The organism is Thermoclostridium caenicola (assembly GCF_900142095.1).
Classification (GTDB): domain Bacteria; phylum Bacillota; class Clostridia; order DSM-8532; family DSM-8532; genus Thermoclostridium_A; species Thermoclostridium_A caenicola.
This window is the reverse complement of the sequence record NZ_FQZP01000051.1, coordinates 1-19,362: the sequence shown is the minus strand read 5'-3', so window position 1 is coordinate 19,362 and position 19,362 is coordinate 1. Positions and strand designations below refer to the sequence as shown.

18 protein-coding genes and 1 tRNA gene are annotated in these 19,362 nt (G+C 45.1%); 18 read left to right on the top strand and 1 reads right to left on the bottom strand.

The genetic code is table 11. The annotated features are described in order from the left end of the window. The first annotated feature begins 129 nt into the window (after window positions 1–129). The 9 genes from F3H12_RS11140 to F3H12_RS11100 all read left to right on the top strand — a co-directional run bounded on the left by F3H12_RS11140 (window position 130) and on the right by F3H12_RS11100 (window position 10,662). Window positions 130–205 (top strand) — tRNA-Thr (locus F3H12_RS11140). A gap of 306 nt (window positions 206–511) precedes the next feature. Further along, window positions 512–1,570, top strand: a complete 1,059-nt coding sequence (locus F3H12_RS11135) for a PTS sugar transporter subunit IIC (protein WP_149679402.1) — start codon at window positions 512–514, stop codon at window positions 1,568–1,570. 460 nt (window positions 1,571–2,030) lie between these two features. After that, entirely contained in the window at window positions 2,031–2,594 is a 564-nt protein-coding gene (loaP, locus tag F3H12_RS11130) for an antiterminator LoaP (RefSeq protein ID WP_149679401.1), read from the top strand. A gap of 219 nt (window positions 2,595–2,813) precedes the next feature. Beyond that, window positions 2,814–4,190 (top strand): sugar transferase, encoded by a 1,377-nt coding sequence (locus F3H12_RS11125; protein ID WP_149679400.1) that lies wholly within the window; start codon window positions 2,814–2,816, stop codon window positions 4,188–4,190. 38 nt (window positions 4,191–4,228) lie between these two features. After that, on the top strand, window positions 4,229–6,142 hold the full coding sequence (locus tag F3H12_RS11120; protein ID WP_149679399.1) for a polysaccharide biosynthesis protein: 1,914 nt from the start codon (window positions 4,229–4,231) through the stop codon (window positions 6,140–6,142). 19 nt (window positions 6,143–6,161) lie between these two features. Continuing rightward, entirely contained in the window at window positions 6,162–7,391 is a 1,230-nt protein-coding gene (locus F3H12_RS11115; RefSeq protein ID WP_149679398.1) for a nucleotidyltransferase domain-containing protein, read from the top strand. Between the two features lie 55 nt (window positions 7,392–7,446). Then, window positions 7,447–7,725: a PqqD family peptide modification chaperone gene (locus F3H12_RS11110; protein ID WP_149679397.1), complete on the top strand. Its 279-nt coding sequence runs from the start codon at window positions 7,447–7,449 to the stop codon at window positions 7,723–7,725. 215 nt (window positions 7,726–7,940) lie between these two features. Next, on the top strand, window positions 7,941–8,900 hold the full coding sequence (locus F3H12_RS11105; protein ID WP_149679396.1) for a hypothetical protein: 960 nt from the start codon (window positions 7,941–7,943) through the stop codon (window positions 8,898–8,900). Further along, window positions 8,890–10,662 (top strand): ABC transporter ATP-binding protein, encoded by a 1,773-nt coding sequence (locus tag F3H12_RS11100; RefSeq protein ID WP_149679395.1) that lies wholly within the window; start codon window positions 8,890–8,892, stop codon window positions 10,660–10,662. The genes F3H12_RS11105 and F3H12_RS11100 overlap by 11 nt, the downstream gene beginning before the upstream one ends. On the opposite strand, the gene F3H12_RS11095 is transcribed toward F3H12_RS11100, so the two are convergent. Then, window positions 10,634–11,086: a lasso peptide biosynthesis B2 protein gene (locus F3H12_RS11095; RefSeq protein ID WP_188118501.1), complete on the bottom strand. Its 453-nt coding sequence runs from the start codon at window positions 11,084–11,086 to the stop codon at window positions 10,634–10,636. The two genes, F3H12_RS11100 and F3H12_RS11095, sit on opposite strands and share 29 nt — an antisense overlap. Before the next feature lie 111 nt (window positions 11,087–11,197). On the opposite strand from F3H12_RS11095, the gene F3H12_RS11090 reads away from it, so the two are divergent. From F3H12_RS11090 to F3H12_RS11050, 9 genes are all read left to right on the top strand, one after another. Continuing rightward, entirely contained in the window at window positions 11,198–11,872 is a 675-nt protein-coding gene (locus F3H12_RS11090) for a YveK family protein (RefSeq protein ID WP_188118500.1), read from the top strand. Window positions 11,873–11,874: 2 nt separating this feature from the next. Continuing rightward, window positions 11,875–12,552: a CpsD/CapB family tyrosine-protein kinase gene (locus F3H12_RS11085; protein WP_149679392.1), complete on the top strand. Its 678-nt coding sequence runs from the start codon at window positions 11,875–11,877 to the stop codon at window positions 12,550–12,552. Window positions 12,553–12,615: 63 nt separating this feature from the next. Beyond that, window positions 12,616–13,359, top strand: a complete 744-nt coding sequence (locus tag F3H12_RS11080; RefSeq protein WP_149679391.1) for a tyrosine-protein phosphatase — start codon at window positions 12,616–12,618, stop codon at window positions 13,357–13,359. Further along, window positions 13,352–14,554, top strand: a complete 1,203-nt coding sequence (locus tag F3H12_RS11075; protein ID WP_149679390.1) for a DegT/DnrJ/EryC1/StrS family aminotransferase — start codon at window positions 13,352–13,354, stop codon at window positions 14,552–14,554. The genes F3H12_RS11080 and F3H12_RS11075 overlap by 8 nt, the downstream gene beginning before the upstream one ends. Before the next feature lie 27 nt (window positions 14,555–14,581). Next, window positions 14,582–15,187 (top strand): sugar transferase, encoded by a 606-nt coding sequence (locus F3H12_RS11070; RefSeq protein ID WP_340162587.1) that lies wholly within the window; start codon window positions 14,582–14,584, stop codon window positions 15,185–15,187. A 13-nt stretch (window positions 15,188–15,200) separates the two neighbouring features. Then, complete coding sequence (locus F3H12_RS11065; protein ID WP_149679388.1) at window positions 15,201–15,962, top strand: GNAT family N-acetyltransferase; 762 nt, start codon at window positions 15,201–15,203, stop codon at window positions 15,960–15,962. Then, window positions 15,959–17,089, top strand: a complete 1,131-nt coding sequence (locus tag F3H12_RS11060; RefSeq protein ID WP_149679387.1) for a glycosyltransferase family 4 protein — start codon at window positions 15,959–15,961, stop codon at window positions 17,087–17,089. The genes F3H12_RS11065 and F3H12_RS11060 overlap by 4 nt, the downstream gene beginning before the upstream one ends. A 2-nt stretch (window positions 17,090–17,091) precedes the next feature. Further along, window positions 17,092–18,192, top strand: a complete 1,101-nt coding sequence (locus F3H12_RS11055) for a glycosyltransferase family 4 protein (protein WP_149679386.1) — start codon at window positions 17,092–17,094, stop codon at window positions 18,190–18,192. A gap of 23 nt (window positions 18,193–18,215) precedes the next feature. After that, the gene (locus tag F3H12_RS11050; RefSeq protein ID WP_149679385.1) at window positions 18,216–19,274 is read left to right on the top strand and encodes a glycosyltransferase; all 1,059 of its coding nucleotides are present in this window, start codon (window positions 18,216–18,218) and stop codon (window positions 19,272–19,274) included. The last annotated feature ends 88 nt before the right edge of the window (window positions 19,275–19,362 follow it).

The following is a 19,362-nucleotide window of genomic DNA, read 5'->3' as shown; positions in this document are numbered from 1 at the left end:
GCCCTTTATTTTATCGATTTTGGGCTATATTTTTGATATTTCAAAGAAAACAGGCATTCTCACCCACGTGAAAATGCCTGTTTTTCGACAATCTGAGGCATATACTTGAGTATATGCCTTCTATATCGCGCCACCATGGCTCAGCTGGTAGAGCAGCGCATTCGTAATGCGCGGGTCAAGGGTTCGAATCCCTTTGGTGGCTCCAAAACCCCACAGCTTCATGTGGGGTTTTTTATTTCTTGAAATCTGGTCCGGCGTATACAAACCGAAAGGGTTTTTATGAAAAATTAACATTGCGGACAGCCTAAAAGCCTGTCAAATGCAGCAAAAACACAAATATTCCGAAGGTAGCAAACTGCATCTTGTCTTTTTACCGTTTTTGCATTATTGTTAGTATTAAGTTGATATTAATAATCTAATATTAATAGGTTAATAATAATAAGTTAATAATAACGCACAGAACAGCGGTTCTGCAGGCGTTATGCGAGATTAAAAGAGAGAAGGGTTGAGCATGGAAAAGGTGAGGGAGTTTTTAAGGAAAAAGGACATTATCTTTTCGCTGAAACGCTACGGAGTGGATGCTTTCGGCGCCATGGCACAGGGCTTGTTCTGCTCTTTGCTCATCGGTACCATCATCAATACCGTTGGCACCCAGGCCGGCATACCGTTTTTAAATACCATCGGCGGTTTTGCGGTAAAGGTGTCAGGCCCGGCCATGGCTATTTCCATCGGGTATGCCCTGCGATGCCCACCGCTGGTTCTGTTCTCCCTGGCGGCAGTCGGTTTCTCGGCCAATGATCTTGGCGGAGCTGGCGGTCCGCTGGCGGTATACATCATTGCCATTCTGGCCGCCGAAGCAGGAAAACTGGTCTCCAAGGAAACCAGGATCGATATCCTCGTTACACCTTTAGTGACCATATTTACCGGTATAGCCCTCTCCATTCTGCTGGCGCCCGGGATTGGCGCAGCTGCCAACTCGGTGGGTCAGGTCATCATGTGGGCAACCGAACAACAGCCGTTCATCATGGGCATCCTGGTATCGGTCATTGTGGGTATGGCCCTGACGCTTCCCATCAGCAGCGCTGCAATATGTGCCGCGCTTAACCTGACCGGTCTGGCCGGCGGGGCTGCATTGGCAGGATGCTGCGCCAACATGGTCGGGTTTGCGGTCATGTCTTTCCGCGAGAACCGGTGGGGCGGCCTTATTTCCCAGGGACTGGGCACCTCCATGCTGCAGATGGGAAATATCGTGAAAAACCCGAAGATATGGATTCCTGCCATCGTCACAAGCGCCATCACCGGTCCTATCGCCACATGCCTGTTCAAGCTGGAGATGAACGGGCCGGCAGTATCCTCCGGAATGGGAACCTGCGGCCTGGTCGGACCCATCGGGGTTTATACCGGATGGGTGGACGATATCGCCAAAGGTATCAAGCAGGCCATCACCACCATGGATTGGATAGGCCTTATCCTCATCGCCTTCATTCTGCCGGCCGTTATCTGTTGGGCTTTGGGCCTTGTATGCAGGCGGATTGGCTGGATCGGGGAAGGGGATCTGAAGCTGGATTAATTCCGGAGCCAATGCCTGCAATTTTTCCCGCAGGGATGGACAGCAAAGCATGAAGCATTATCGGAAGCCCAATCAATATTGAGAAGGGTATATCCCCTGAAGCCGGTTTGGCTTCAGGGGATTTGACTATTATGGTTGACCGGCGTGTACCCATGACATACCATGTGTCGGGACAGGTTCAGGCCGGATCATCCACAATATGACATATGATACAGAGAATAGCATCGTAATAATAAACATGAAAGGTTGTGGAAAATCGTCTGGTGGAGAATAAAATTAATGGAAATGTTTGAATAATGGCAAAATTATGCTATAATATGCTGTATGCGTTCGACTGGAACGATAAAAACGTGTCAGGAAATCGCTTCTAAGTTTTACGAAATAAATGAAAAATGTGGTAAATATAATACTAAAGTCCCGGGTAAAAATAGGCATTTATTCTTAGAAACAGGGTGCTGTTATGGATTGGCGGGAAAAGCTGCGCAACATGACAAAGATTGAAGATGAGGATGAATCCCAACAATGGCATGCTGTTTTTGTTTTGACAGGGAACGAAGACCCTGTGAAAGAAAAGATTGAATACGCCCTGGGAAATTCTGGTGTTCGTGCAGTTGTGCCAAAACGACGGATCATGGAGCGGAAAGCGGGAAAGTGGCATGAAAGGATTAGACCGCTATTTCCCGGGTATGTACTGCTTCAGGGAAAAATTGACGTTTCGGCATATTACATATTGAAAACGATACCAGGATTGGTCAGAATTCTTAAGGATGAACGTGAGCTCTACCGTATTTATCCTGAAGAGATTGAAATCATCAGCCGGCTGATGTGCAATGGCGACATCATCGGTACATCGGTAGCTTTCAAAAAGGGCGACAGAATAGTAATCACAGACGGTCCGCTTCTCAATATGGAAGGGTTGATCACTTCCGTTGATCCGAGAAAAGGACGCGTAAAAGTCAGACTCAGCTTCCTTGGAGATGTGAGGACGGTTGATCTGAGCATCTCTTTCATAGAAACAGCTTAGGGTGCATCTTTGGTTCAGACTGACATAACCCTGCCGGAAGGCAGGACGGATACAGGAATCTGCGTGACTTGCCGGTGTTTCGGCCCGGCAAGGGCACAAAGAGGAGATAATGGTGATGGACTATCAGGGAGTCGACGCCTGATCGGCTCCTATGGCGAAGCTCTGCCTTTTTGAGGTTTTCTGGATTACCTGTCAACTGCATTGCTGGAGATGTAGTCCATGAGTTGGAATCACCGAAAAAGCTTTATCAATATACCCCAAATATTGTTGGATGCCTTCTGCCTGATCCTTATCTACGGCCTGGCCGTCATGCTCATCGGAGAGCTCTTTCGTCCGGTATCCATGACGGAGTACCTTTGGGTGCTGATCCTTTTTGGGATGGTGTACCTCTTTATGATGTACACATCCGAGATGTACCATCGTACCACCTTTACCTATCAGGACAGGACCCTGCGCTATGTTCTGAAAGCCTGTTTTTCGGCATCCCTGCTCTGTCTGGTGATGATGCCGTTCGCATCGACGGGCATCACCGGATATGATTTTCTCATGCTCTTTCTGCTGGCTGCATTGGTCGTTCTGTGCACTCAGTACCTGATTGTGCAGGAACTGAGGCTTTCAAGCCAGAGCAAGTGGCGAAAGCGCGCGGTGCTGGTGGGATACAGCGAGAATATACAGGAATACCTGTATTACATAAAGAAAACCAGTTTCCAGGTGGAAACGGCAGGTTATGTGCTTCTTGACCGGAAACCCGGAGCAGGGGATAAGCGCGATTCGGATCCGGTGGACGAACTGGTTTCAATACTCAGGAAGAACGTAGTGGATGAAATTATCTTTGCGGTACCCGGAAGCCAGTTCGAAGAGATCAGGCCCCTGATTGCCAAGTGCCGGGAGCGGGGACTCACCATCCGCATTACCATGGACCTCATGAACTCCTATGATACCAGGAGCACGGTTCACTGGGTGGGTACCATACCGGTATTTACCCTTCAGCAGGCTGGCCTGAACGATTTCCAGAGCTTTGTGAAACGTACCATGGACATCATCGGCGCCCTTCTTGGCCTGGCCTTCCTCGCAGTGGCGTCTGTTGTCATCGTTCCCATGATCAGGCTGCAGATTGGCGGCCCGGTATTTGTCCAAAGGCCATACATCTCCATCAATGGCAGGCCCTTTACGCTCTACTGGTTCAGGACCTCATCCGGCAAGGATGCTCCCGTACCTCTCATCGGCAGGATATTGAAAAGTACGGGATTGGATCATCTCCCCATGTTCTGGAATGTCCTGAAAGGGGATATGAGCCTTGTGGGAAGCGTACCTGTTCCGGCTGTGGATCTGGACCTTCTGACCAATGAACAGTTCAGGAACTTCTGCATCAGGCCAGGACTTACAGGTACCTGGCGCTTTGTCGAAAACGACAGGAAAAATGATGAAAGATACCTGACAGAGCTCAACATGGAATATGTCAACAAGTGGTCGCTTTCACGCGACTTGTGGCTGCTTTTCAAAACCATGATCGTTGTGCTTGCAAGGAAATCAAACCTGCGCCTGCTGGACCGACTGGACCAGAATCAGAGCGCCGAGTTCGGGTACTACCTGTGACAAGCAGAGAAACCGTGTTGTTGCTTTGAGGTGGAAGTATGAAAAGGTTGTTGAAAGTCTTCTCCCTTCCGGGTCTCATGATCACGGATATCCTGATATCCCTTATTGCGGTATATGCGGGTATTTACATCCGCTTTGACGGCAATGTGCCTGCGCCGTACTTCCAGTACCTGCCGACTTTTTGGATCCTGTCTGCGCTGATCCTTATCATGTCAGGCATCATAGCCGGTTGCTATTTCAACGTATGGGAAAGGGCCAGCATCAGTGAAATGGTGAGGCAGATGGTCTCTGTTTTTGTCACCTACTCCCTGATGTACTTTTTCAACGGCGCCCTGAAGCTCCAGGTTCCCAGGGGAGCCATTCTGGTGGCAGCCTTTATCAGCATGATGGGAACCGTGGGGGTCAGACTGTCTTTCAGAATTGGCGTATGGGGTGTGTCCCGGTTCAGGCAGATTCAGCAAAAGGGCAGCACCCGCGTTCTGATCATCGGAGCCGGAAACGCAGGAACATTCCTGGCCAAGCATCTGCTGGCCAGCAGTGACTCAAGGATCCCCGTGGGGTTCATTGATGATGATCGGAGCCTGTGGAACCGGTGGATTAACGGCCTTCCCGTTTTCGGCGGCCGCGAGTGCCTGAAGACCATTATTGTCAGGCATCGGATTCAGGAGGTCATCATTGCCGCAAGAAGCATTGAGAAGGATTTCCTGCGCGATATCTTCGAAAAATGCCGGGAAACCAGGTGCCGGCTGAAGCGTTATGAAACCCTCCAGGATGTGGAGGAGAACGACTTTTCAAAGGTCCGTATCCGGGATGTCAGCGTTGAGGAACTGCTAGGTCGCGATCCGGTCACCCTGGACATGGAAGAAGTCAAATTCTATATTGGCGGAAGAACCGTACTGGTCACCGGCGGCGCCGGTTCCATCGGGTCGGAAATATGCCGCCAGGTGCTGGCGTATGGCTGCAAGAAGCTGATTATCCTGGATTTCAACGAGAACGGCCTTTTCCAGATAGACAATGAACTGGCGGCAAAGTACGGCAGGGACCGATATGATGTGGTGTTGGGTTCCATCCGGGAAATCAGGCGCCTTGAGGAGATCTTCAGCAAGTACAAACCCGAGGTGGTCTTCCACGCGGCAGCCCACAAACATGTGCCCATGATGGAATGGAACCCGATGGAAGCCATCAAGAACAACGTGTTCGGTACCCTCAACGTGGCCAAGGTGGCAGACAAGTACCATGTTAAGAAGTTCATTCTGATCTCTACCGACAAGGCCGTCAATCCTCCCAACATCATGGGAGCTTCCAAGCGGATTGCGGAGCTGTGCCTGCAAATGATGGACAGCAATTCGGAGACCGAATTTGCCGCGGTCCGGTTTGGCAATGTTCTGGGCAGTAACGGCAGCGTGGTTCCCACCTTCAAGGAGCAAATTGCAAAGGGCGGCCCCGTGACCGTTACCCACCCGGATATCAAGCGATACTTCATGACCATTCCCGAAGCCGTCCAGTTGGTGCTCCAGGCCGGTGCCATGGCCAAGGGCGGAGAAATCTTTGTGCTGGATATGGGCGAGCCGGTCAAGATCGTCGATCTGGCCAAGACGCTGATCCAGCTTTCCGGTTTGCAGCCCGACGAGGATATCAAGATCGTTTTTACCGGACTGAGACCGGGCGAGAAACTCTTTGAGGAGATCAACCTCTCCGAGGAAGAGGTCAGCAAGACCAGCAACAACAAGATCTTTGTCATGAAGCAGGGCGAGCATAATTTCATCAAGATATCCCATCAGCTGAATCTCCTGAACCGCTATGTCCAGAATGACGACCTCAAGGGCGCCTTCCGGGTTGTTCATGATATGGTGCCCAGTTTCAGAGAGAGAGAATACCAGAATGAAGAAGCAGAGCAGCAGGCGTCGCTGACCGTTATGCCTGCCGTGGAAAGCACACGAAAGCCAAGCTGAGCTCATGTGAAGGTGATATATGACAAAGGCGCAAAAAGTGGTGGCAGAGTTGCTTTCTGCAACTATAAACAATAAAAAAGCAGTCAATATTACTGAAGAGAGTGATTGGCATGAAATCTTCAGACTGGCTGAGGAGCATCAGATTCAGTCGCTTCTCTACTCGGTGGTAAAGGATTTGCCCGGGGAAAATGGCGTTCCTGGTCCTGATTTGTTAAGAACCTGGAAAGAGGTATCTTTCATTTCCGCAGTAGGAGAAGCCAATAAATTCAGGGATGCCTGCCGGATTTTATCTGCATTCCATGAAGCAGGTCTTCCGTTCATTGTGCTGAAAGGCATCGTGCTTCGTGACCTGTATCCGAAACCCGAGCTGCGTACGATGTGTGATCTGGATGTTTTTATCGCAGAGGAACATGTCGGCAAGGCGAGGGAGATCCTTGGCCGGCTGGGTTATAAGGAATCTGAGAGTACATATAAGCATATATGTTTTACCCACGAAAAGCATTTGATGGTTGAACTGCATACAAGATTGCTGGATATGGAGTTCGCTGAAAAGACAAAGGAATGGGAATCCGGGATGTGGAACAATGCGATTGCAGTCAGCATATGTGACATCCCTGTACGTACCTTTTCCAATGAAGATCATCTGATTTTCCTTTGCTTACACCTGCTCAATCATTTTTTGGTATCGGGTTACGGTGTAAGACAGCTTTATGATATCGCCGTATTCATCAGCGGCATGTACGATCGCATACAATGGAACGCTTTTTTATCAAAGGTGAAAGAACTTCGTATCAGTAATTTTGTAAGCCTTGTTTTTAATGTTTGCGCAAAACTGTTCAATATCGATATCCCCCAGGAAATACCGGGGAATTGCCCGGATGAAAAAACGCTTGATATGGTCATTGACGATGTCTTTACCGGCGGTGTTTTTGGCAATGAAGAAGCCGGGCATATCATTAGTGGTGTATTGAACAGTTATATCGGTGACAGGAAGAAAATGCCCAATCGGGCAACGCGGATTTTTTATCTGCTGTTTCCTCCGTACCGTGTGATGAAGCGAAAATACAAATATATCGAAAAATTTCCGGTATTATTACCCTTTGCCTGGATGCAGAGATTTTTCATGAACCTGTTTGGGAAAAACCGTTTGTTTAAGAAAAGCAAAGATTATCTGGCCTTGCTGAATACCCATAAGGTGTATGAGGAACGGTTCAGTATTATCAAGAAACTGAAATTATTCGAAGAATAAAAAGCCTGATTGCCAGATTTAGCTTTGTATGATAAAATATGCTTTGAGGTGAAATATGGTTATTCACTCAGGTTCAGTAATTGCAAGAAATAAAAATATTCCTACCGTAGAGATTGATGGCGAAATAGCCATGATGAATGCAGAAAAGGGCAAGTACTATGGTATGGATGCGATAGCTACCAGAATCTGGATGATTATAAGAGAACCTGTTCGATTCAGAACGATAATAGAAACCCTGACTCATGAATATGATGTGAGTAAGGAAGAGTGCGAAAAGGACGTCAGTTTGTTTTTATGCAAAATTTATGAAGAAGGACTAATAGATATCAAATGAAGGAAATGAGGTGTTGATATGAAACAGTGGAAAAGGCCCCAAATATGGGAACTGGACGCAAAAAAGACGGCGTGCGAGACACACCCAAAGAGCAAAAATGACAACTGCCCAGTTATTTACCCGCCCGTCATTATACCATTGTGGAAATTGTGCTGGCCGTTCTAATGAATTGATATTTAGGCAATGCATGATATTGCTGTAGAGAGTTCCTTCGCATGCAAGAACTCTCTATCTTATTTTATGGGAGGCATATGAATATAAATCCCGGAAACAGGTATACATACAGGGCATATGGCCTTGTCATATCTTCAGAGGTTGAATTGCCTGGTTTTTTACCTTGCCAGCAACCTGCCGATGTGCACATCGTATTTGGCAAAACGCCTGAAAAAATTGAAAAACCGACTTTCAAAAGATCCAGACTTCAATTGTCCCATAATGAGTTTTTGCTTTCTGATAAGAATACAAAATTCTATATACGGGACGGAGAAACGGTCGTCATAGAATATCGCAATAAAATAAACAAGGATTTAATCATCCGGTATCTGACGACTGTTTGTCTGGCCGTTATCCTGTACCAGAGAGGAGCCATACCCCTTCATGGCAGCTGTGTGGTTATTGATGGAAAGGGTGTGGTTTTTACCGGAAACGGTGGTGCGGGCAAATCTTCTTTATGCTATGCTTACAGAAAGAGAAACCATAAATTTCTTTCGGATGAGGTATCGGTTCTGTCCCTTGATGAAAGTGGCAATTTGATGATTCATCCTGGACCGCCGGTACAAAGGCTCCATTTGAATATCATTACTGAAGACGATTTGCAGGCTTGCAGCGTAACCAAGTCATATGACAGGAAATATTTATTGTGTAACGACCGAAATTATGAAGCAGATTCGGTTCCTCTCGCTGCTGTCTTCGAGATCCGGAAAGGCAGAACCCCTCAGGTTTATGCTGACAGAATAACGGGCACTGAAAAGCTGAGATGTTTTATCAACAATATGTATTATCAAACCATACTCATCAAGATGGGCATAAGCCGGCAATATTTTGCCAAGTGCAGTGAAATAGCAGGCAAATTGGACTTTTATCATCTGATAAGGCCCCGAAAAGGAAACAGCCTTCAGGAGCAAATGCATCTGGTAGATAACATTATAAGGAATGCAAGCATGAATGATTCATAAAAGAATAAGTAAAGACTCCTATATTCGCAGCTTTAAGTGGTTATTGGATTGTTCCAAACCCTATTTGTGGATCGTTATTGCCTTGTCTGCCATAAGCGTGCTGTCTGCCGTTGCGGGAGTAGGAAGCGCTGTCCTGTCAAAAGAAATGGTGGATAACGCTATATCGGGTCATTCATCCAGGGCAGTCCTGTTTATTGTACTGTTTATGTCGGTGCATCTGCTCATCCTGGGATTAGGAGCGCTGGCAACAAAGGTATCGGTAGAGCTGAACGAAAAATTGCGTTACAGAATCGAGCAAAGCATTCTGAAACAGCTGTATAAAAGCGATTGGATGGCCTATAGCCAAATTCACAGCGGAGATGTCGTAACAAGGCTCACCGATGATGTCACCAGAATTACAAGTCTTTTGGTATACACCATTCCCAATGTCATTGCCTTAGGGTTTAGACTTGTATGCGCATTTGCCATCCTTTGCTATTACGATGCGGTTTTGGCTTTGGCAGCATTTGCTATCGGACCTTTATCAATTGTAATAAGTTTTTTGCTGGGGCAAAAACTGAAATCCCTCCAGCATGAGGTTCAAACTGCTGAAAGCCGCCATCGGTCCTATATCACCGAACTGGTTCAGCATATGCTGATTATTAAAACATTTCAGTATGAGCAGAGCAGCATGGAAAGAGTCAGAGAGAGGCAGGATGAAAAGTACCGTTGGGTGGTCAGGCGAAACAAACTGGGTATCGTGGCAAATATGATTATGTCCGGCGGCTACTGGCTGGGCTATGTTGTCGCGTTTGTATACGGTGTTTTCAAGCTCCGTGGAAACGCGACAACTTTCGGTACATTTACAGCGTTTTTGCAGCTGGTTGGACAGATTCAGCAGCCTTTTACTGATCTGGCAAGGTCAGTTCCTCAGATCCTTTCCGGTTTTGCATCCGTAGAGCGACTATCTGAATTGGAAACACTTGAAAGCGAGTTGCCTGCCGTCTCCGGTGCAGTGAACGGCAGCAATCTCATTGAAGCCGGAATTGCTTTGGAAGATGTGGTATTTGGCTATCAGGCGGAAGCAAACGTACTGTCAGGTGCTTCCCTAAGAGTTGAGCCTGGAGAAATTGTGGCGCTTATTGGAAGCTCTGGAGAAGGCAAGACGACTGTCATGAGGCTTTTGCTCTCACTGGTAAAGGCGCGTTCAGGGAGCATTTATGTGTACCATAATCATGAAAGGATACCGGTTTCATCTGAAACCCGCAGATATTTTGCATACGTGCCGCAAGGCAATACGCTTTTTTCAGGTACCATACTGGACAATCTCAAAATTGGCAGTCTCCATGCTGATGCGGACGATTTGGAACGCGCGGTCAGAGCGGCATGCGCGTGGGACTTTATAAATGAATTGCCCGATAAACTCCATTCAGTCGTGGGTGAGGGTGGCGCCGGTCTGTCAGAAGGACAGGCTCAAAGATTGTGTCTGGCAAGAGCTTTCATAAGACCGTCGCCCATATTACTGCTGGATGAAGCGACATCGGCATTGGATATGGAAACTGAGAAAGCAATATTTGAAAACCTCCGAAAAATATATCCGCGAAAGACATGCTTAATCGTTACTCACCGGCTGTCAGTGCTTCCTTTGTGTGATCGCGTCTACCGGCTTGAAAACGGTAAACTCTACGAGCATGACACCGCTGAGTTCTCAAACATTATTACCAAGGAAAAAACAGGAAGGGTGATTGAGGGCGCTATGAGGCGAAAAAATCAACGCATTTGAACTGATCTTCATACTCGAAGGCACCGGTTATGATTTGATTGCCGCTTCTCACCCATGCATGGGCGGTGAGGTGATTGGAATCATCCTTAGAAACACCCAAATACAGGGTACTTGAAATATTGAGTACCTTCAGAATAAACTGCGCGGCAAGTGCTTTTACAAGGCACTCGCTTTTCCATGGCGTATGGTTGCTCACAATATTAATGGCGAAGCCAACTTCCTGGGCAAGAATTTGGGAAGCGGGATCCAAAGAATAAGGAGATTCCTGATGAGCCTTTCCCATCAAGGCAGTCAAACGACGAAAAGGCAGCAAAATCATTAACAGCCTCATGATACCCAACACAGCGAATGACACAATAACCAGTATCTTCATTCGCAATGACAGACGAACAAATGTAGACAAAATCCGTTTCAGCTTACTCATCATAAGGGCACCAGGACGGGATCAAATATTGCAATTAGTATAAACAATAATGTAAAATTTATCAAGTTTATATCATATCAATTTACTTTAAAAGATGGTGGTAAGATGGAAATGAACTTGAAAGAAATCATGCACCTGTTATTAAGAAAATGGTGGGTTATTCTTCTTTTCATCATTCTGTTCGGCAGTCTGTCCTATGTGATGACCAATTACTACATGGTTCCTGTGTACACAGCCAATACCACCTTGTATGTAGGTAAAAATGCAGATGAGCAGGGAATGAGTTTATCGGAGCTCAATATTGGTGCCTCAGTGGTTCTTGATTACCGGGAGATTGCCAGGAGCCGTTTAGTGGCATCCACAGTTATCGAAGAGCTGAATCTCGAGGATATCAGTGCTAAAGAGCTGGCCAACAGCATAAGAGTGCAGCAAAGGCCGGAAACACGTGTTATCGAAATATCTGTAAGCCATACGGATCCTCAGATGGCGATGGACATCACCAACAAGGTTGCAGAAGTGTTCCAGGAAAAGATTGTGGAGATCATGCAGGTATCAAACGTTCAAGTGATCGACAGGGCAGAACTTCCGGAGCGTCCGTCGTTTCCCAATAAACGCGCCAACTATATCATCGGCGTTTTGCTTGGCCTCATGTTGAGTGCTGGCATCATACTGCTGATTGAATACCTTGATGATACAATCAAGACATCTGAGGATGCCAAAAAATACCTTAACCTTCCTGTGATAGGAACCATTCCTTCATTCTCGCCTCGCAGAAAGGAGAAGTAAACATGGCTGAAAAGAATACCATTATCGTTCATTCAAACCCAAAATCTCCTGTTTCGGAGGCATATCGGGTACTGAGGACCAATATCCAGTATTCCGGTATCGATAAGCCGTTAAAATCAATTCTTGTAACCAGTTCAGTTCCCATGGAGGGTAAAACCACCACCGTAACCAATCTCGCGATAACGTTTGCCCAGGCAGGCAGCAAGGTGCTCCTGATCGATGGAGATTTGAGAAAACCCAAAATACATAAGGTATTTATGGTCTCAAATGATACCGGGTTAACCAATTATCTGGTTTCCCGTGAAGACTACAAGGAATATGTCAGGCATAGCGATGTTCCCAATTTGGATATCATGACAAGCGGAACCATACCGCCCAACCCATCGGAACTGCTGAACTCGGATGCGATGAAGATGTTTATTAAATCGCTTTCAGATGATTATGATGTGATTCTTCTGGATGCGCCTCCGGTCTGCAGTGTAACTGATGCCTCGATCATTTCAACTTACGCGGACGCAACCATCCTTGTTGTCAACTCCGGGAAAACACACATAGATGAAGCCAAAAAAGCGAAAGAACTGCTGGAAAGAGTGAATGCCAATATCATAGGCGTTGTATTGAACAAGGTCAACAAGAAAGAGAAAGGCAATTACTATTACTATAAATACTACCAGGAATAAAAACGTGAGCAGGAAGAAGACAAGAAGGAAAACGTGCTGTCAATCTGAGGAGGACTAATTGGATTGTTTGTCGATATTCATGCCCATATCCTTCCGGGGATAGATGATGGCGCCAAAGATATGGAAACTGCCGTGCAAATGCTGAAGATAGCTTGCAGGAACGGAACTGGACATATTATTGCCACCCCTCATTATATTCCCGGAGAAACCCAGTACCATCCTTCTCTGGTAACCGAATTATGCAGCAAGCTTAACATGGAGGCGGAAAAAGAAGCGATCCCCTGCACTGTTTATCCTGGCTCAGAGATTTTCATAAGCCCGGATTTGCCAAGGCTTTATGCCGATAATCAAGTCATTACCCTGAACCATTCATCCTATTTGTTGATAGAAATGCCGATGGCGGGCATTCCCACATATACCGATTCAGTACTGTATGAACTTCAGCTTATGGGGGTCACCCCCATCATTGCCCATCCTGAGAGGAATCAGGATATCATTGAAGAACCGGTTATCATTAAAAAACTGGTTGAAAGAGGTATTCTCACCCAGATCAATGCAGGCAGTGTAACCGGCCTATATGGGAAGAAGGTTCAGAAGACTGCACTCAAACTGATTAAGCAGGGACTGGTCCATTTTATCGCATCGGATGCCCATACAACCCATACCCGTACCCCTGATTTAAGTATGGCCATCCATGTTTTGCGCAAAAAAATGAGACGGATGAGCCTGGATGGTTTGCTGCTGAACAATGGCCTAAACGTGATTCATAACAAAAAAATAGAAGGAGACGGGATCCCTGATGCTTAAGAAAAATATACCCTTTTCCCCTCCAGATATCACCGATGAGGAAATCGGAGAAGTTGTTCGGGCTCTGAAATCGGGCTGGATTACTACGGGCCCCAGAACAAAGCTTTTTGAGGAAAGAATAGCGGAGTACATAGGAGTAAATAAGGCCGTATGCCTTAATTCAGCTACGGATGCCCTGGAGCTTACGCTCAGAATTCTTGGAATCGGACCTGGCGACGAGGTTATAACCTCGGCATATACTTATACCGCTTCGGCCTCGGTCATCCACCATGTAGGTGCAAAGATCGTATTAGTCGACGTAGCCCCTGATTCCTTTGAAATGGATTACTCCAAACTGGCCGATGCAATCACCGAGAAAACAAAGGCAATTATCCCTGTGGACATCGCCGGAAAGATGTGCGATTATGATTCAATTTACAAGGTTGTAGAGAGCAAGCGGCCGCTGTTCAAGGCAAGAGGAAAACTGCAGGAGCTCATAGGCAGAGTATCGGTGATTGCGGATGCGGCACATAGCTTTGGTGCCGAAAGAAAAGGTTTAAAGAGTGGTAAGGCAGCGGATTTTACCTGTTTCTCCTTCCATGCTGTTAAGAACCTGACGACTGCCGAAGGCGGAGCGGTCGTATGGCGCAATGATCTTGGCATCGATGATGATTGGCTGTATAAGCAGTATATGCTTTACAGCCTGCATGGACAGAACAAGGATGCTTTGGCAAAAACCCGGGCCGGTTCCTGGGAATATGATATTGTATGCCTGGGCTATAAATGTAATATGACAGATGTACTGGCCAGTATCGGGCTCATGCAGCTGAACCGGTATGAAGGCCTTTTGAAGAGGCGCCGCCAAATCATTGAGCATTATGACCGGTTGTTGGAAGGGGCAGGATTTGTCAGTCTGCAGCATTATGGTGCGGACTTTGTGTCATCGGGACATCTGTATTTGCTGCGAATACCCGGAATAGGCGAGGAAGAAAGAAACGACATTATTGCAAAAATGGCTGAAGCGGGAATCAACTGCAATGTTCACTACAAGCCATTGCCCATGCTTACGGCATACAAGAATCTGGGATTTGACATCAAGGACTACCAGAACGCATACAGGCAATATGTCAATGAAATAACCCTTCCGCTTCATACGCTGCTGAGCGATGAAGATGTGGCGTATGTATCCGATACTCTGGTGCGTATTTGCAGATGACGCAATAAAAGAAAAAGTGGTGTTTACATGATGTATAGGAAATTTTTTAAAAGGATGCTGGATGTCCTTTTATCATTAATTGCCATACCTTTTTTGCTTTTGTTTATTTGCATCTTTGGTCCCATCATCTATTTGGAAGACAGAGGCCCAATTTTCTATAAAGCCATGCGCCTGGGCAAAGGAGGCAAGCCGTTTACCATGTATAAATTCCGGTCGATGAAGGTGAATGCACCCGACATAAGAAATGAAGACGGGTCAACGTATAACTCCGACGATGATCCAAGGCTGACAAGGATAGGCAGGTTCTTGCGGAAAACAAGTCTCGATGAGGTACCGCAACTGATTAACGTATTATTGGGTGATATGAGCCTGATAGGTCCAAGACCTGACCTGGTGGAGCAAATGAAATATTATGAAAAAGGCGATGAAAGGAAACTGGAGGTTCGTCCCGGAATAACAGGTTACAATCAGGCATACTACCGTAATGCCGTTCCCTGGAAGCAGCGAATCCAGCATGATATTTATTATATAGACAATATCTCTTTCTGGCTTGATGTTAAGATACTGTTTAAAACCGTCATATCCGTTTTGAAGCATAAAGATGTGTATGTCGAGCAGAAAAAGGCCGGATAGTTGGGGGCAAGCAATGACAGCAGATAATTTCCATCAAAACAAAAAGATTACTTATCGCGATCTTTTATGGGATACCGCGTTTTTTGGTCTGAGCTGCCTGAAGGTTATCCTTCATGAACCGTTATCAATAAGCGAATGGGCAGAAGTGGAAAACAGGATAAAATCATATGATTTTGTTACAATAGAGAATCAACATTCAGAACCTGAGAACGCCCGGCTGATCGGCCAAAAGACTTCTGCTTTTTTGGCCGACACCAACATACAGTTTCAAAAACAAGTGAAGTTTGTGAACGAATTACATCCGTCCATTCGTATATGCAATCCGATGGAGAGAGATGACCGGCTGCTTGATATAGGAGATTTCAGATATTCAAGGTTCTTTGAGGATAAGCAATTGGCATCCCGGGGCGGAAAAGAAGTATATAAGCAATGGCTGTTGAATGCCTTCAATAAAGAAGACAAATACTTCGCTGTTTCCGAACATAACAATTTGCCATGCGGTTACGTCCTGTTCTCGTTTACCGAGAACGTATGCATCATAGAGCTTATTGCTGTATCTGAACAGTTTTCCGGACAGGGGATTGGTGCTGCTTTATTCAATGCCGTTGAATTCGAAGCCTGCAGGAAGGGTGCAGGAATCATCCAGGTTGGGACACAGGTCCGCAATTTAAGAGCCATAAATTTTTATCACAAGATGGGTTGCAAACACGTGGGAAGCCATCAAATATACCATTTGCATCAAGTAAAACGGAAAGGTATGGAGGATAAGGCGTGAAAAAAATACTGTTAGTATCCACAGTGAGCCGACAGTTTTACTTGTTTGAACAGGGAAATATTGAAGTCCTGAAATCTTTAGGATATGAGATACATACAGCAGCAAATTTCAGTGATGCCAATGAGAGGCTGGACGCTCTCGATATCGTGAGACATCACTTTGACATACAAAGGTCACCCTTTTCAATCAGGAATATCACGGCATACAAACAGTTGAAAAAGATCATGAGGGATGGAAATTATGATGCGGTTCATTGTCACTCCCCAATGGGAGGTGTACTGGCACGCCTGGCAGCCAGAGCCGTTGGCATAAAGCATGTCATATATACCGCTCATGGCTTCCATTTTTATAAAGGAGCACCGCTGATAAACTGGTTGGTCTATTATACCATAGAAAAGTTTTTAGCAAGGTTTACCGATGTTTTGATAACCATCAACAACGAAGATTATACGGTTGCAAAAAGCTTCAAGGCAAAGAGAGCCGTATATGTCCCGGGAGTAGGCGTAAATACCGGGGCATTCGCCAGGAATTTGGATATAAGAAATGCATACAGAGTTCAATTAGGCATTTCCGATAACACCGTGGTTCTTCTTTCTGTTGGTGAGATGATTAAAAGGAAGAACCATGAAGCGGCCCTTAAGGCTATTGCCGAACTCAACCATGATCATCTCATTTATTTAATCGTCGGCAGGGGAGTGCTGAGGCCCGAACTGGAAAAGCTGGCGGAATCCCTGGGGATCAAGGATAAAGTCAGATTCCTAGGATTCAGAAATGATATAGCCAATATCTGCTCAGCTGCGGATATATATCTGTTTCCATCTTTTCAGGAAGGGTTGCCTGTATCATTGATGGAAGCGATGGCTGCAGGCTTGCCCTGTGTCGCTTCAAGAATAAGGGGCAACATTGATCTACTGGAAGACGGCAAAGGAGGATTTCTCTGCGCTCCCGATGATATAGACGGAATGTCACGGGCCATCAATGCGCTTCTTGAGAGTGAAGAGCTGCGGAAGTCCTTCGGTGGTCATAATGCAGAGAGAATTAAAGCATTTGATATGGAGATAGTCAAACAGGAAATGCACAGAATCTACAGCAATGAATTGTTGGAAGATGCGGGAGTTGAAAAATAACCATGAAAACCATCGTGGTCAATTATATAGGCAGAAAAGGCGGCGGAGCCGTATATGCCTATGAGATGACCAAAAGCCTTATTGAGAACGGCTGCAAGGTATATGCCATCATTTCGGAAGAGATTGAAAACCTGAGCAAATGGAAAGAACTGCAGCTTGCGGATTTGGTTCTGGTTCATTCTTATTCCTCATTTATTGAGTATTTAATTCGAACTGTCTGGTTTTGGGCATTCGGGAGATTACGCATAAAGAAAAAGTTTAAGGACATACCAATAGATGCTGTTTACGTCCCGATGATCCAGCCATGGACAGGACTTGTAAACAGTATTTTTAAGGGGAAACGCATCCTTGTTACAGCGCATGACCCAAAACCGCACAGCGGCTCCATCTTTTTTTTCGATCTACTGTGCAGAAAAGCCATAAGCAAAGCAGATGAAGTAATTATATTATCAGAAAAGTTCAGAGATTACATGGCGGAACATTATAAGAAAGAGAATGACCATATTCATACCATTCCACACGGTATTTTTGATTACTACAAAAAGGTTCAGACCGATAAAAGCATCATCAGCTATGATCCGGAGAAGATAAATTTCCTGTTTTTCGGACGCATCACAAAATATAAAGGCCTCCATTTGCTGGCCGATGCTTACAGAAGGCTGTCTGAAGAATTTGAGAACATCAGCTTAACCATTGCCGGAAACGGTGATTTTGACGAATACCGTGAAGCGTTCAGCAAACTGAAGAATGTTACCATCGTCAACAGGTGGATACCCGATGAGGAAGTCGGGTGCTTCTTCAGTGGGGCGAATATTGTTACTGTCTTGCCCTATCTTGATGCAACACAATCAGGCGTTGTACCAATAGCAATGGAGTATAACTCGCTTGTTCTTGCGTCGGATACGGGGGGGCTGGCGGAACAGGTAAAAGATAATGAGACAGGGTATCTGTTTCAGACGGGTAATGCTGAAGCCTTATATCAAAAGATGAAGTATGTGATTGAAAATTTTGAATCGCAAGATGCAATACGAAAAAGAGCCAAAGAGTATATCAGGTCATTATCCTGGGATCGGTTGGGCCAGAGAGTGATTGAGATTATTTAACTTCAAATAAACAGGAGAAAAACATGAGATTGCTGTTTGTGGGTTATAACTTAAGAAGCGGTGGGGTACAAAGAGCATTAATCAATACAATTAAATATCTGGCTGATTCTCTTAACCAACATCAGATAGATTTATTCCTGTTTTCATATGAAGATGAATGGGCTAAGGAGATACCCTCACATGTGAATATTATTAAAAGCAATTATCTGCTTAATTTGGTCGCAACCCCTTTTCAGGTTGTTCTGGCTAAGAAGAACCCGATTAAAATTATTTTAAGAATTATATTGACCATATTGGTACGCATTATTAAGCCAGAAAAGTTTTTCGCCTATTTATTCAGAAGACATAATAATTTCACAGGTTATGATATAGCTGTATCATATTTTAATGATGTGTCTCCATATACATTCTTTAACAGAGGCTGTAATCAGTTTGTTACTGATTTTGTTGAAGCAAAGAAAAAGATTGCATGGATCCATAGTGATCCCGAGAAAATAGGCTTTTACCATGATTATTGCCTAAAAACATATGAAAAGTTTGATAATGTTATTTTGGTTTCGGAGGCCTGTCGGATATCATTTAATAGAATAGTACCCGAGTTAAAAGATAAGACTTACGTTGTTTACAACCTTTTTCCTATTGAAGACATAAGAGATAAGGCAGTAGCATATCAAGTCAGCAGAGAAAATAATAAACTGCAGTTTATAACAGTTGCTCGTATAGATAATAAGACAAAAAGGATAGATCGAGCTATTGAAGTGTGTAAGATCCTTAATCAGAACAACATTCGTGATTTTAAGTGGATTTTTATCGGGGATGGTCCTGACTTAAGTAAAAATCGAAAACTGGTAAAGAAGTATGGCGTATCCCATTTAGTTGAGTTTTTAGGAGAAAAAAGCAACCCATTTCCCTATATTGCATCTTCCGACTTATTTGTATTAACATCCGATTACGAAGGGTTCCCTATGGTTGTTGGAGAGGCTCATATACTTGGAGTTCCTGTCATATCAACAGAGTATATTGCGGTTAATGAACAGATTACAGATGGAAAGAATGGTATAATCGTATCCCACAATTTATAATGCCCCCCATTGTCAAGACAATTTTTCAGCTTTTCTAAGTTAGATTCTCCTTTCTTTAAATTTCCATATTTTACATTTATTTACTATG

What these genes read in the sequence shown, in the direction of transcription:
- F3H12_RS11135 (WP_149679402.1), top strand. Translation starts at nt 512, where the DNA reads ATGGAAAAGGTGAGGGAGTTTTTAAGGAAAAAGGACATTATCTTTTCG.
- loaP (WP_149679401.1), top strand. Translation starts at nt 2,031, where the DNA reads ATGGATTGGCGGGAAAAGCTGCGCAACATGACAAAGATTGAAGATGAG.
- F3H12_RS11125 (WP_149679400.1), top strand. Translation starts at nt 2,814, where the DNA reads ATGAGTTGGAATCACCGAAAAAGCTTTATCAATATACCCCAAATATTG.
- F3H12_RS11120 (WP_149679399.1), top strand. Translation starts at nt 4,229, where the DNA reads ATGAAAAGGTTGTTGAAAGTCTTCTCCCTTCCGGGTCTCATGATCACG.
- F3H12_RS11115 (WP_149679398.1), top strand. Translation starts at nt 6,162, where the DNA reads ATGACAAAGGCGCAAAAAGTGGTGGCAGAGTTGCTTTCTGCAACTATA.
- F3H12_RS11110 (WP_149679397.1), top strand. Translation starts at nt 7,447, where the DNA reads ATGGTTATTCACTCAGGTTCAGTAATTGCAAGAAATAAAAATATTCCT.
- F3H12_RS11105 (WP_149679396.1), top strand. Translation starts at nt 7,941, where the DNA reads ATGCAAGAACTCTCTATCTTATTTTATGGGAGGCATATGAATATAAAT.
- F3H12_RS11100 (WP_149679395.1), top strand. Translation starts at nt 8,890, where the DNA reads ATGATTCATAAAAGAATAAGTAAAGACTCCTATATTCGCAGCTTTAAG.
- F3H12_RS11095 (WP_188118501.1), bottom strand. Translation starts at nt 11,086, where the DNA reads ATGAGTAAGCTGAAACGGATTTTGTCTACATTTGTTCGTCTGTCATTG.
- F3H12_RS11090 (WP_188118500.1), top strand. Translation starts at nt 11,198, where the DNA reads ATGAACTTGAAAGAAATCATGCACCTGTTATTAAGAAAATGGTGGGTT.
- F3H12_RS11085 (WP_149679392.1), top strand. Translation starts at nt 11,875, where the DNA reads ATGGCTGAAAAGAATACCATTATCGTTCATTCAAACCCAAAATCTCCT.
- F3H12_RS11075 (WP_149679390.1), top strand. Translation starts at nt 13,352, where the DNA reads ATGCTTAAGAAAAATATACCCTTTTCCCCTCCAGATATCACCGATGAG.
- F3H12_RS11070 (WP_340162587.1), top strand. Translation starts at nt 14,582, where the DNA reads ATGATGTATAGGAAATTTTTTAAAAGGATGCTGGATGTCCTTTTATCA.
- F3H12_RS11065 (WP_149679388.1), top strand. Translation starts at nt 15,201, where the DNA reads ATGACAGCAGATAATTTCCATCAAAACAAAAAGATTACTTATCGCGAT.
- F3H12_RS11055 (WP_149679386.1), top strand. Translation starts at nt 17,092, where the DNA reads ATGAAAACCATCGTGGTCAATTATATAGGCAGAAAAGGCGGCGGAGCC.
- F3H12_RS11050 (WP_149679385.1), top strand. Translation starts at nt 18,216, where the DNA reads ATGAGATTGCTGTTTGTGGGTTATAACTTAAGAAGCGGTGGGGTACAA.